The 13,590-nt window shown below is 34.1% G+C and carries 10 protein-coding genes and 2 pseudogenes; 1 reads left to right on the top strand and 11 read right to left on the bottom strand.

All coding sequences use genetic code 11. The annotated features are described in order from the left end of the window. Positions 1-621 precede the first annotated feature (621 nt). The 10 genes and pseudogenes from ACFCYN_RS23220 to ACFCYN_RS23175 form a co-directional block, all read right to left on the bottom strand. Entirely contained in the window at positions 622-2,115 is a 1,494-nt protein-coding gene (locus tag ACFCYN_RS23220) for a family 1 glycosylhydrolase (protein ID WP_375952099.1), read from the bottom strand. 196 nt (positions 2,116-2,311) lie between these two features. Beyond that, complete coding sequence (locus ACFCYN_RS23215) at positions 2,312-2,632, bottom strand: PTS sugar transporter subunit IIA (protein WP_172445888.1); 321 nt, start codon at positions 2,630-2,632, stop codon at positions 2,312-2,314. Positions 2,633-2,828: 196 nt separating this feature from the next. Then, on the bottom strand, positions 2,829-4,169 hold the full coding sequence (gene celB, locus ACFCYN_RS23210; protein WP_172445889.1) for a PTS cellobiose transporter subunit IIC: 1,341 nt from the start codon (positions 4,167-4,169) through the stop codon (positions 2,829-2,831). A gap of 21 nt (positions 4,170-4,190) precedes the next feature. Next, positions 4,191-4,499 (bottom strand): PTS sugar transporter subunit IIB, encoded by a 309-nt coding sequence (locus ACFCYN_RS23205; RefSeq protein WP_172445890.1) that lies wholly within the window; start codon positions 4,497-4,499, stop codon positions 4,191-4,193. A 317-nt stretch (positions 4,500-4,816) separates the two neighbouring features. Next, positions 4,817-6,754, bottom strand: coding sequence for a BglG family transcription antiterminator (locus ACFCYN_RS23200; RefSeq protein WP_375952094.1), 1,938 nt, complete (start codon positions 6,752-6,754; stop codon positions 4,817-4,819). A 652-nt stretch (positions 6,755-7,406) separates the two neighbouring features. Continuing rightward, a pseudogene (locus tag ACFCYN_RS23195) lies at positions 7,407-7,585 on the bottom strand (transposase); the annotation flags it as partial. Between the two features lie 81 nt (positions 7,586-7,666). Further along, a pseudogene (locus tag ACFCYN_RS23190) lies at positions 7,667-8,299 on the bottom strand (SpoVR family protein); the annotation flags it as partial. A 64-nt stretch (positions 8,300-8,363) separates the two neighbouring features. Then, the gene (locus ACFCYN_RS23185) at positions 8,364-9,329 is read right to left on the bottom strand and encodes an MBL fold metallo-hydrolase (RefSeq protein WP_375952091.1); all 966 of its coding nucleotides are present in this window, start codon (positions 9,327-9,329) and stop codon (positions 8,364-8,366) included. A gap of 68 nt (positions 9,330-9,397) precedes the next feature. After that, positions 9,398-10,723 (bottom strand): MFS transporter, encoded by a 1,326-nt coding sequence (locus ACFCYN_RS23180; RefSeq protein ID WP_172445893.1) that lies wholly within the window; start codon positions 10,721-10,723, stop codon positions 9,398-9,400. 40 nt (positions 10,724-10,763) lie between these two features. After that, a complete protein-coding gene (locus ACFCYN_RS23175) occupies positions 10,764-11,600 on the bottom strand; it encodes an alpha/beta hydrolase family protein (protein ID WP_172445894.1) in 837 nt (278 codons plus the stop codon). A gap of 378 nt (positions 11,601-11,978) precedes the next feature. Here ACFCYN_RS23175 and ACFCYN_RS23170 point away from each other — a divergent pair, with 378 nt between their 5' ends. Then, positions 11,979-12,770, top strand: a complete 792-nt coding sequence (locus tag ACFCYN_RS23170) for a TrmB family transcriptional regulator (protein ID WP_172445895.1) — start codon at positions 11,979-11,981, stop codon at positions 12,768-12,770. 216 nt (positions 12,771-12,986) lie between these two features. Here ACFCYN_RS23170 and ACFCYN_RS23165 read toward each other — a convergent pair. Then, positions 12,987-13,590 (bottom strand): SpoVR family protein (locus tag ACFCYN_RS23165; RefSeq protein ID WP_375952087.1); only part of this gene is annotated, 604 nt, incomplete at its 5' end.

The raw sequence follows: 13,590 nt of genomic DNA, 5'->3' as shown, positions 1-13,590 counted from the left end.
AAATTATAGAATATGTTTAATTAAGTTTTTTTATATGTATGGCTACTCTAACTTTTAGTAAATTTTAAAATAAATTTACTACTACTATATTTATTTGTAGAAAACTGATTATTGGCCAGCTATAAGTGCATATGTAAAGATTTTAAGTAAAGCTTTTATCGTCCTACCTAAACACTATTGTTCTATAACATTTCAAAAACAATCTTTAAAACTTACATAAAAGATTTATTCTGGACTTTTATTCTATATAAAAAAACAGCGGACATTCTAATGTAAGAATGTCCGCTGTTATGCTTATTCTAATTTTTTTCGGAATTGAGTACTTAATAAGAAATAGTTTATTGACGCACCTTATTATTTTATTTTTAATATTCAAATGAACTAATAAATAATTCCGTTTCTATTTTTTAGAAGGAGAATTATTTTGACTAATTAATTTTTTGATTTTTTATTCTAAGTCTTTCAAATATATTTCCGATGAATATTCTTCCCACCATAACTAAACAACACAGACGTATTCTCAATATTCGTCTCTACAATGATATTATATTTTAAGCTGATATTTATCTGATTGTTTCGTTCGAAAATAAGAGCAAACATTTTTGAAACAGTTTTTTACCACTAAATACTAAGGTCTTCTCCATTAGTTGCTATCACTTTCTTGTACCAATCAAATGATTTTTTCTTTGATCTTTTTAATGTACCATTTCCTTCGTCGTCCATATCTACATAAATAAAACCATACCGTTTTTTCATCTCTCCAGTTCCTGCTGAAACTAAATCAATGCAACCCCATGGTGTATATCCCATTAAGTCAACACCATCTAAAGTAACTGCCTTTTTCATTTCTGCTATATGATCTCGGAAATATTTGATCCGGTAATCATCCTCCACATATCCATTTTCATTTGGCTTATCAATGGTTCCCATTCCGTTTTCAACAATAAAGAGCGGTTTTTGATACCGATCATAAAGTTCAGATAAGGTGTATCTTAGCCCAACAGGATCAATAGCCCAACCCCACTCCGTTTTTTCTAGAAAAGGATTTACATCCCCCATTTGTCCGCCGGTATCGGTATTCTGAACGATTTCAGTATGGTATACACTACTACGGTAAAAACTAAATGATAAAAAATCCGAAGGGTACGCCTTGATTATTTCGTCATCCCCCGGTTCTTTTTTTATGGTTACCCCCATCTCTTCAAAAAAGTGGTCGGCGTAAGATGGATAATATCCCCTCATCATAATATCAGAATAAATCAAAGCTCCTCTTCGATAATCCAAAGCTCCAAATACATTTTCCGGCTTACAATCTTTCGGGTAAATGCAGCTTAATGCAACCATACAGCCAATCTTTGCATCTGGAATAATCTCGTGACAAAGCTTATTGGCAAGAGCACTCGCAACAAACATATGATGCTTTGCTTGATAACGCGCCTGCGCTGTAGCCTCCCTGGTTCCCATAAAGGCGTATCCATTTAATACATTAATTTCATTTATGGTGATCCAATATTTAACTAAATCTTTATATCTTGTAAATACTTCTTTGCACATTCGTAAAAAACAATCTATCGTCTGACGACCGCCCCAACCATTAAAATGATGAGCCAAATAAGCAGGGGTTTCAAAATGATAAAGAGTGACTAATGGTTCGATATTATATTTTTTGCACTCTTTAAAAACATCTTCATAAAATTTTAACCCTTCCTCACTTGGTTGTTCCCCTTCAATTCCACCCTTTGGGAAAATGCGGGACCAACTAAGAGATAGCCGGAAACACTTAAGACCCATTTCTCCAAAAAGGGCAATATCTTCTTTGTAATGGTGGTAAAAATCAACTGCTTTATGGCTTGGATAATAAACATTTTCATCAATATAGCCTGTTGCGCCTTCTGGTATGGTATCAATTTTTGGGTCCCCAGTAGGTCGTCGGTTTACCATTGTTTTTGTTCCATCATTTAACTTGATTGTAATTTTCCTTGGGCGGTCTGCAGTACCATTTGTTATGAAGTCGCTTGTAGCAAGCCCTCTCCCGCCTTCATTGAATCCACCTTCATATTGGTTTGCAGCCGTGGCTCCACCCCATAAAAAATTTTCTGGGAATGTTTTTTTCATTAAAGTTCATTTCCTTTCTAAATGCAAAACGGATTAAATAGTATAAACTACACATTTTATTTTTCTTTAATTAAAAAACTATGGATTTAAATACATATTTCTCCCCTTAATATCTTTGCAAGAATTATTATTCGTGAATTATTTTGAATAAAAAAAGCCCAAAAGTAGTTGGGCAATTCTAGAGGAACGTTTTGTTTTATGCCTTTTTGATCAGTTTATGCAACTCGATGATTTCTCTGGCCATATCTTTAAGGGTCATTGAGTTCATCAAATGGTCTTGTGCATGAACCATAATAAGAGGAAATTCGACTTTCTCTCCCCCTGCTTCCTTTTGGATTAAGTCAGTTTGAACATGATGTGCTTCATTAAAGGCAGAATCTGCTTCGTTTAGTTTTTCTTCTGCTTCATCAAAATTGCCTTCTTTAGCTTTCTGCATCGCTTCCATCGCCAAACTTTTTGCATTCCCTGAATGTAGTATTAATTGAAATGCAAGATTGTATAGTTCTTCTTTATTCATGATTAACAGCCTTTCAAATGATTTACTAGGAAGGGGACATTCCCTTCTCCGTCCAATTTTGAATATATATTAAAATCCAGAAGTTTTATAACATCTCATCAAAGATCATTTTTCCAATTCTATCAGCAGATTGACCTTCATTGTCATATTACTTGTTAGAGATAGGCTCTAGTTAAACTAATGCCACCTCACTTTACTACGCGATTATATTTTTTCTTTCACTTGCATTCATCACATCTTCTTCTCTCTTCTTCGCTTTATCATATATTCTGAAGAATGGAGTATAAATTACGAATGAAATAACAATGTTAACTAAATTCATGACTGCGCCTGAAATATGTCCGCCAGAAGCAAGATATCCTGAAATAATTGGCGGCATTGTCCAAGGGACTGCAATACCAGTTGGTTTTGCTACCAATCCCAAATCCATACCAAGAAAAGTTACAACCACCGTAACGATTGAAGTAACGACGAATGGAATAATCATGACTGGGTTTAACACAATTGGCAAACCAAAGATTAATGGCTCGTTTATGTTAAAGATACCAGGAGCAAGTGCCAAACGACCAAGACTTTTCATTTGTTGTGATTTAGCAAACAATACCATTGAAAGAACTAAACCAAATGTTACACCCGTTCCACCGATGTGAACGAAGTTATCCCAGAATTGTTGTGTAACAATGTGTGGTAGAGGTTGACCAGCTTGGTATGCTGTCATATTGTCACCCATAGCACCAAACCAAATTGGTTCCATTACACTTTTAACGATGTTTGTACCATGTAATCCAGTAGCCCATAGTAAAGTTACGAATAATTCAGCAACAATGGATCCTCCTAGAGTAAGTCCTACCAATTTAAGCGGGTCACCTAAAAGGGTCGTAACTAAACCGTTGATACTTTCATAAGGAGTCAACTCAACAAGTAAGCGTATTACCCAAACCACAAGAAGAACAATAAATCCTGGTATTAAAGCTGCAAATGATTTACCAACACTTGGGGGTACACCTGCTGGCATTTTAATAACAATATCTCTTTTAACAAGCCAACGATAAATTTCTGTTGATAAAATTGCAAAAAGTAACGCAACAAACAAACCTTTACTACTTAAGAAACCTTTTGAAATTGCACCAGTTACCATAACTCCTTTTTCAGCTCCAGCTGGAGTAAATAAGAAATTAAATGGTGTTGTTAATAGGAAAGCAGCAACTGAAATAGTACCCGCACTCATCGAGTCAAGCTTATAGCTTTCTGCTAATCTGTATGCCACCGCAAATGCTGCGATTAGTGACATGATATTGAATGTTGCATCTACTGGATAACTTAATTTAACCGCCCAGTTTGGACCAAAAATTGAAGACATCCAATCAGCATAACCTGGAATTGGCAAGTTAGCCAAGATCAAGAATAATGAACCAATGACAATGAATGGCATCGTCGCAATTAGACCATCTCGAAGAGCCGTTAGGTGCCTTTGCGCACCAATCTTTGCTGCAATAGGCATGACTTTCTCTTCTAATATGGTGTTGAATTTACTCATCTACTTTTTCCCCTTTTTTTATTATTTATTATTTACTAAATCTATAGCTGTTTTTAGAACTTCTTCTCCATTACACATTCCGTAGTGAACTTGATTAATTGCCTCCACTGGAATGCCTTTTTCTTCACCTAACACTTTCAATTTTGGAAGCAAGTATCTTACTTGTGGTCCTAAAAGTAGAACATCAGCATTGTCAATGTGCTGATTGACTTGATTAGCTGGAACAGCCCAAATTTTTCCTTCTAAACTCTTTTCTTCTGCTGCTTTTTCCATCTTGGTCACTAGCAAACTTGTACTCATTCCTGCTGCACAACATAATAAAATATTCATCTTTTTATTCCTCCTATTTATCCACAATAATATTTTTTTAAAACCAATTAGCCAATTAATCTAAACAGTCTAATTTGGCAAATGCTTCAAAAGTACTTTAATCACCTACTTTTATAGTTTATTTTGAAAGCGTTTAATTTTACAGAAATGATTTTTCCGTTACGTAACGGAAAAATGTTTAAATACTTAAAATAAAGTTTAACAAATTAAATTATCCTCCAATAACATGCCGATAAAATAAAAAGGGTACTCCTATTTTGGAATACCCTCATTTTTTCCCTATTCTGTTGTAAAAAGACGTATTTCCTATTAATGTTTCATATCAATTTCGTATCATTTAAAATCCTTATAATTTCTTCAGCAGACTTACCTTTTAGTATTTTTTTAACTGTTGCACTGTTTTCAATTAGAGCCAAGAGCCTTTTATACATACCTTCCAGATCATCCTCATTAGGTTCTTTTTTTACATTTAACAAGCAGATAAATTGAACCATTTGTTTATCAGTCCATTCGATGGGCTTCCTTAACGTGCATATAGTCCAAAATGTGTCCTCTGTTTCCGGTGTAAGTGCATGAGGGATGGCCACCAGATTCCCAAAGCTGGTTGGAGCAAGCGACTCCCTTTCCAACACAGAATTTATGTAATCTTTGGAGACGAGCTTTTGTTTATATAATTCTTCACATAAAAAACGGATAGCGCTTTCTTTATCCCCAAAGTCTTTATGAATAAAAACTCTTGATTCATCTAAATAACTTTTTTCCCCATTCTTTTTAACATGTAATAAGCCTTCTCGGATATTTTCAATATCTTCTTCTCCTAAAAATGTGTTGACCACTTGTACTGGAACAACTATAACTTCTTTTATTGGAATCGTACTAATAATAAAATCAATAGAGGAAAGGTCGTATTCTTTTAATTGATAATAATTGGTTGAAGCTACAATATCGATTTCATCTTTAAACACATTTTGCAAACGATAATACAATAGTCTTGCACTTCCAACGCCAGAAGCACACACCACAATCACCCGTTTTGGCCTTTTCTGCCTTGTCTTCATTTTTTCTAATGCCACACCTATGTGCAATGCAATATAAGCAATCTCGTTTTCTCCTACCTCAATCTCCAAATATTCCTCAATGCATCTGCTGGCAATGGCAGCACCTTCAAAGGCGCTAGGATATTTCCTTTTAATTTCGTTTAATAATGGATTACGAATGTTTAAGTTATAACGCAACCGGTTCATTGCTGGCCGTATATGTAGAGTCATCGATTGAATGAATTCTTCATCATCATGAAAATCCCAATTTAATTCATTTTTCAATCTTTCCAGCATGCAATGAATTATGTTATCTAACTCATCAAAATGACTAAATTCTTTCAACGTATTCTTGTGAATTAATTTTGTCCCCAACAAATGGACAATAATATAATTAATTTCAGATTGCGGGAATTTAAAGCCTGTAAACTCCTCAACTTCTTTGACAATTTCATTGGCAACAATTTTTTCTAAGGGATATTTTCCTGTTAAATCGTGTTCGAGGCTTTCAATGACAAAACCTTCTTCAATTCTCTTACATCCAATTGTAATATGGGTTGCCAAATTTTCGAGTGCAATGTCAGATATTTCAATTTTGTATTCATTCACTTTTTTTACGATGATTTCTTTTATCTTTTCAAACAGGTTTTCATCCAAAACATGAAAAGAATTACTTTCAATGATTAAGTTGCTATTTCGGCTTAACATAAAACTTGATAAACATAGCCGCTTCATATATTCATCGCCTTCAACCTGCGTACCATAATGTGGTCTGGTAACTAACTTCAATTGATATCTTTCCAATATTTCACGGACAATTTTCAAGTCATTTTGAACCTTAGGCTTCGAAACAAATAGCTCCCCCTCAAGGTTTTCTATTTTGATTGGTCCCTTTTCTAATAAAAAGCGTTTTAATATATACATAACCCGATTTTCCTGTACGGAAAAATCCGATTTATTTTCATCTATCGCTTCATTCTCATTAGAATTAAACTCCTTTTCAAACACTTCATAATCTTTTATATCTAATATATATCCTTTTCCTCGAACCGACTCAATGATTATTCCTAACGACGAGCATTGTGATTGAAGTTCTTTAATCTCGTTGCGAATGGTTCTATCACTAAAACCAAGTTCTTTTGCCATCCATTCAGCTGTAACAGGTTCTTTTACTTTCATTAAAGACAACACGATGTCTTTTTGTCGTTTCGAAATCACTTTTCTATCCTCCTTAATTTATGCTCTTTTTTAATTGATTCATGCTACTTTATTTTTTCTTCACTTTGGTCGTTCTGTCAAGGGCGAGCGGAACTCATTTACTTATGTTACAGTTCACTGTCCTTGATATTGAACTAACTACCCAATAATAAAAAAAGAGTAAATCATTCAGACCCAAGTTTTATTCAACTATCGCATTGCGTTAGTTGAGCAGTGTTATATTACTAAATCTATAATTTGATTTTTAATCTTTTTCCAAATACCCATTTGAATAGATAAGACTTTAATCTGTTTAAAATAGGTTCTGTAACTTGATTATCCTCCCCATCAAGCATATAACAAAGGTGATCTAATGCAATTCCCCATTCATTATATTCCAATACCATGAAGTGATCGCGTTTTGGTAAATCATCTATATGTTCAACTATTGATTTTATCTCTATTTCAACATTCGTAATTAGCCCACCCTATATGTGTTAGTAGTATAACAAATTTTATATAATTATTTTATTAACCTTGTCCTGAATCTACACTTTTCTAGAACTTATATCTTCTAGTTAAATAGATAAGAGACTTCTATTTTTAAAATACGAGACTCAAATTGTCGGGTATTTTTGCTCTCTGTACATTGGTTTAAAAAGAGTAAGGCATCGTAAAATCCATAACCTAATAATCACGATAAGCCATGTTTGTTTCCACTTCTTCAATCGTTTTACGCATGGAGCGGATGCCAAATTTATTTTGAATAAAGGTTAACTTAATTAAAATAACAGGATCAATGCACGGGCGATCCACAGGAGAATACATGTCTTCCACTAATTTATAAATATATTTTAAAACAAAAAAGACTGTAGACAAACTCGAATTTCATTGAGTTTGTCTACAGTCTGAAACCACCTTAAAAAGGTGGTCTTAAATATACTTCCGATGAATATTCTTCCCATCATAACTAAACAAAACAGACTTACCTTCTATATGCGTCTCCAAATGAACACCTCTACCCCACAACTGATGAATATAAGGCATAACCTTCTCAACATACTTCACATCAAGTTCCATATGTTCATAAGAGTGCTTCAAATAAAGTTCACCATTTTTTAAATAATCTCCTTCTTGTACAACGATGTATGGAAATCCACCATTTACCCTGCTAACAACTAACTGATCCCAAACATTTTCCCATGCTTTATCAGTGACTTTATACTCCTTACCTTGTCACTGGAATAAATACATATCTTCACGCATGACAAGATCTTTAGTTAAGTAGTTTCGTATAAATGAGCTATCAGATTCTAACTCACGTACTTCAAACATTTTTTCTCGACCGCTTCCAGGTTTAACACCTAACTCACGCATTTCTTTTGTTGGGTGATTGTACCGCTCTTCAATGTCTTCAAACATTCTTAGTCCTAAATAATATGGATTAATGCTTGTTTTAGATGGTTGAACAACACCCGCGTTTAGTTTTGCGTATTCAATTGCTTCGTTTGAGTCTAGGTTCAGTTCGCGCATGATGCGGATGTGCCAATAACTTGCCCAGCCTTGTTTCTCTCAAAGATCTTAAATGTTCTTCTTAATTTAAGAGAAATATAGTGTAACCATATATAATTTACATTCTTACGTATTTATTTTGAAGCCCATCTTTATACTCACGTATTTCACCTTTTGCAACTAAATAACTTAAATAGGCATTAGTCTCTCCTAGTGCAATCCACTTTTCTAGTACGCTTGAACCTATTGGAATTAAAGTATTTGATACTTGATAAGCACTCATCTCTCCTGTAATCTGCTCGAGTACGAAACCAATTCGTTCTTCATAATGATGTAGTAATTCGTTAATTCTCTCTTGTGCATCCATAAAAATGGGACCATGTCCTGGTAAAACTAATGAAATTTCCATTAATTGCATCGTTTTTAATGTCTCAAGATACATACTTAATGGATTTTTATTTCCGTAGCCATGATATGAAATATAAGGAATAGTTTCTCTAGTCAAATGATCTCCTGACAGAAGAATCTGTTCTTCACTATTATAAAAACAGATGTGCCCATCCGAATGACCAGGCATTTGTATAGCTTTAAATAGAAGCTCACCAATAGGATAAAACCTATTTGTTTCTATGGTACACACGTTGTTCGGAAATCTGTTAGTTGATGTGTTCACAGGGTGTAATTGCTTTATTAGATCATGCGGCATGCCTGCTGATAAGTAAAATGTTGAAAATGCTTCCGCTTCTAGAACATTCCGGGCGACGGCTTGTTCTTTCTCACTTAGAAAAACATCCGCTCCAGTTTGCTGTTGTAATTCTTTTACGTATTCAAAATGATCAGGGTGATGATGTGTTATCAAGATACGCTCAACATCACGATGTGGTTCAACACCGTATTTATTAAACGCAACTTTCCAGGCAAGACGTGTTTCATTACGATTCATTGCCGTATCGATGATTGTCCACATTCCTTCTCTACGAGCTAAGTAACAATGAACATTATCATTCCAGAAAGGTAGTGGAATTGTTACTTGATAGATGCCGTATCCATTCATTTTTTCGATTCCATCATTAATTAATTGCATAATGGAATTTTGCACCTCTACTTTAGCCGTTTATTTTTTTGGTATGAGGCTTTAACCTAAAATTTATTTCATACAATCTGATTATTTACAGCGTTTTTAACTATTTCATTGGTTTGGACTGGTTTTTCTTTTAGGAAAAGAGCACTTACTGCTGCTATAGCTGCAAGAACTGAGAAAAATATAAATACTTTAGTGAAATCAAAACTTCCACCTGTACGAACTGTTATTAAATAACCGGCTACTAACGGGGTTACAAATGCCCCCAACTGACCACAACCATTAACCATTCCCGTTACACTACCGACAACTTCACTAGGGTATCTTTTTTGAAGTGCAGCTGTAAGAGAACCAGAGTTAAATGCTACAAAAAATCCTGAAGCCAATAGTAAAGTTAATAGCATAGGTGTATTTCCCTTACTAACAGATCCGAGCATCCAAAGTACAGGAATACATCCAATATAAGCGATTAGAGCAATCGGCTTCATTTTGTTAAATTTATCCATCAACCAACCACCCATTAAAATACTGATGATACTAATTATTGGAGGTAATGCTGAGACAAATCCCATTTCCTTAATATTAAAGTTGTGTTGTTGAACTAAGAAAGTGCTAAGCCAAGTTGTGAACCCCCAAAGAATACCGATCTGACAAAACATCATCAAGCAAATCACATAGAAGGTACGATCTTTCAAGTAAATTTTGTGGTTAACTTTTTCCTTCGTAGTTACTTGTAGAGTTGCCTCTTTATTCAGATTTATAAAGTCTAATTCACTTTTACTTATTCTGCCTTTTTTATACATTTCTTCTGGTGTATCTTTAAAGAACAACCAAAGTAGTAAAATACCAATTACACCAGGAATAGCTAATGTGAAGAATACAGGTCTCCACTGACCGTCAAATAAAGAAGCAGAGAGATTAGTTAAGATGATAGGTACTAGTGCTAATCCAACGTAATTTGAAGTATTAAAAATTGAAAGGGCTTTACCACGTTCTGAATATGGGAACCAATTACTAATTGCTTTAGCCGAAGGTGGAAAATGATGTGCTTCTCCAAGCCCTAAACCTATTCGCAAAGCAATAAACTGGGTAAAATTTTTGACAAATCCAGTAACTACACTTACTAAAGTAAAAACAATTATGGCAACATTCATGACCTTTTTGGGTCCGAATTTATCCGCTAAAAATCCCGAAGTAACCTGACCGACTGCATACGCGAAAAAGAACGCAGAAGCGATTTGCCCAACTTGGACTGGCGTTAAATTCATATCTTTTTGTATGAATGGTAAGAAAGTTAACACAGCTACACGATCAAAGTAATTGATTATATATAGTAGCCAAACGATAAACAGTATAACGTATTTATATCCCCATAATTTCCTTACTGCATTTGACATCTATTTTTACTCCCCTTCCTTTATTGGCTTTTCTTATTTTTTAATCCTTCAATAAATTCATAACCTCATTAACAATGTTGTCCCATACCTTAGAATTTGGATCAATAATTTCAAAATGTTCGACATTAGGTAACGTAATCATCTTAACTTGGTCACCTGCTTTTTCGGCAAGTTCTTTATATAGGACACTTAATTTTACTGGAACATTTACATCTAAATCACCATGAATCAATACTTGGGGAACTTTTAACGGAAGCAATTGAACTGGTGAAACCTCAGCATATCTTTCAGGTACTTCAAATGGTGTACCCCCTACATAGTCAGTTACTGGGTTATCAATTTTCATATTTTTTACTATTCTTTGTTTGTAATTAATCAGGTTATTCATAAGTTCTAAGTCAATTATGCCACCTAAACTGACTACTCCTTTAAGTAATAGGGGGGCACTGGATGTTTTTAATATACTATCTTCTTGTAGACGATAACGGCCCGCTAACCAGAAAGCAAGCTGGCCTCCGGCTGAATGGCCCATTGCAACCACTTTTGTTAAATCCAAATCATATTGTTCGCCTATTGTTTCTATAAAGTCTGTTGCATTGGCAACATCATTTAAAGTACCAGGATAAGCACCTCCAATGTTACCTACCCTTCTATATTCAATATTCCAAGTTGCTATTCCACGTTTAGTAAGATCTTCTGCAACGGCATCCATTAAATCTACCGCAAACATCGATTTCCAAAATCCTCCATGAATAACGACAGCTACAGGATGTGGTCCTGTACCTTCAGGAATACGTAATTCTCCGTATTGCCACTGATCATCACCATAATTCAACCGTATCTTTTTTGTGTTTCCAATTTCACTATCAACTCTCATGTAAACGCCTCCATTTTTCTGGGTACCTAAGGATTAACTTAAATTATTACACTCACATCTCTCCTCCTTTTTCCATTTGTAATACAAATTAAAAACAGCTTTAAAAATAAGTAGTATTATATAATACTACTCTTATTAAATGTATTATAGTTATTTTTCAGAATATTATCAATATTAATTTTAAAAATAGAAGTATTTTTCGGTACTACTATATACCAGACACATCTACTCATTCATGTAGCATTCACACAATGATTGAAAACTTAAAAATTATGAATTGCTGTATAGCTTGATTATTTTGTTCAATCTAGTAGTATTTATATATACTCATCTACAATTAACAACAAATAAATATAATAATTGTAAAAGGAGGTACATATGGTTGAACTTTTAAAAAAAATAGGATTATCTGACCTTGAAGCACGTTGCTATTTGGCATTACATGAAGAGCCTGGAATATCAGGTTATGAAGTAGCTAAAAGAGTATCAGTTTCACGTACTAATGTTTATTCTGCTTTGAGATCATTAACGGACAAGGGTGCTTGTCGATGCATAGAAGGAGATCCAGCTAGATACGATGCTGTTCCCATAGAACAATTAACAAAACATTTACAAACAGAATTTGAACAAGTAACAAAAGTATTAGTAAATCAATTAAAGTCTCCAACTATAATTGCTCCTTCTTTTTATAATTGGCAAGGAGATAAGCAACTTAGTACAACTATTCGTCGAATAATTGCCAACGCAAAAGATTTCATTGTAATAGACATATGGTCAGAAGATTTACATTGGGTTGAAGATGACTTACTTGATGCTGAAAATAGAGGTGTCAACGTGATACTTATTACAATTGGAGAATGTCAAACATCACTTAAGAACATTTTTGTCCATATTCGAAGTGAAGATTGGAGCATTTCTAGTTTAAGAAATTTTTCTATTTTATGCGATTCAAAAAAAGCTTTAATCGGTGGTTTTGGAAATTCAACAAAACTCACTGCCTTAGAAACTGACCATCCATCAGTAGTTGGAATGTTAAAAACTGCTTTTTACCATGATCTAATCATGCAACATATTGAAAAAGATTTTCAAACTGAACTTCTGGAGAGATATGGTGAAAAATACAAAAAAATATTAGATTTTTATGCTTTTGAAAAAGGTTGGAATATCTAAGTTAATGTTCTTTCCTTTAATTAATCAATCATATAGAAAAGGTTGCTTCCGCAACCTTTTCTTTTTTTCCCATCCAATCGGATTCTGCAGTTATCTTGCTAAAGGATCGCCAACTTTCTAAAAGTGCTGAACGGTTTATTGAGGCACTACATACAGAACCAGCATGACTTCGGCTTTGTATTTGATGAAAAAAAATACCACCTCTAAGAGGTGGTATTATATATACTTCCGATGAATATTCTTCCCATCATAACTAAACAACACAGACTTACCTTCTATATTCGTCTCTAAATGAACCCCTCTACCCCACAACTGATGAATATAAGGCACTACCTTCTCCACATACTTCACATCTAATTCCATATTTTCATAGGAATGCTTCAAATAAAGCTCACCATTTTTTAAATAATCTCCTTCTTGTACAACGATATATGGAAATCCTCCATTTACCCTGCTAACTACAAGTTGGTCTCTAACATTTTCCCATGCCTTATCAGTGACTTTATATTCCTTACCTTGTCTCTGGAATAAATACATATCTTCACGCATGACAAGATCTTTAGTTAAGTAGTTTCGTATAAATGAACTATCGGACTCTAACTCACGTACTTCAAACATTTTTTCTCGACCGCTTCCAGGTTTAACACCTAACTCACGCATTTCTTTTGTTGGGTGATTGTATCGCTCTTCGATGTCTTCAAACATTCTTAGTCCTAAATAATAAGGATTAATGCTTGTTTTAGATGGTTGAACAACACCCGCGTTTAGTTTTGCGTATTCAATTGCTTCGTTTGAGTCTAGGTTCAGTTCGCGCATGATG

The sequence above is a fragment of the Gottfriedia sp. NPDC056225 genome (genome assembly GCF_042267765.1).
In the GTDB taxonomy this organism is placed as follows: domain Bacteria; phylum Bacillota; class Bacilli; order Bacillales; family Bacillaceae_G; genus Gottfriedia.
This window is presented reverse-complemented; position numbering and strand designations above follow the sequence as displayed.

Bases quoted from the DNA above. Each gene is read 5' to 3' on its own strand.
- ACFCYN_RS23220 (WP_375952099.1), bottom strand. From the start codon at position 2,115: ATGAAAAAAACATTCCCAGAAAATTTTTTATGGGGTGGAGCCACGGCT.
- ACFCYN_RS23215 (WP_172445888.1), bottom strand. From the start codon at position 2,632: ATGAATAAAGAAGAACTATACAATCTTGCATTTCAATTAATACTACAT.
- celB (WP_172445889.1), bottom strand. From the start codon at position 4,169: ATGAGTAAATTCAACACCATATTAGAAGAGAAAGTCATGCCTATTGCA.
- ACFCYN_RS23205 (WP_172445890.1), bottom strand. From the start codon at position 4,499: ATGAATATTTTATTATGTTGTGCAGCAGGAATGAGTACAAGTTTGCTA.
- ACFCYN_RS23185 (WP_375952091.1), bottom strand. From the start codon at position 9,329: ATGCAATTAATTAATGATGGAATCGAAAAAATGAATGGATACGGCATC.
- ACFCYN_RS23180 (WP_172445893.1), bottom strand. From the start codon at position 10,723: ATGTCAAATGCAGTAAGGAAATTATGGGGATATAAATACGTTATACTG.
- ACFCYN_RS23175 (WP_172445894.1), bottom strand. From the start codon at position 11,600: ATGAGAGTTGATAGTGAAATTGGAAACACAAAAAAGATACGGTTGAAT.
- ACFCYN_RS23170 (WP_172445895.1), top strand. From the start codon at position 11,979: ATGGTTGAACTTTTAAAAAAAATAGGATTATCTGACCTTGAAGCACGT.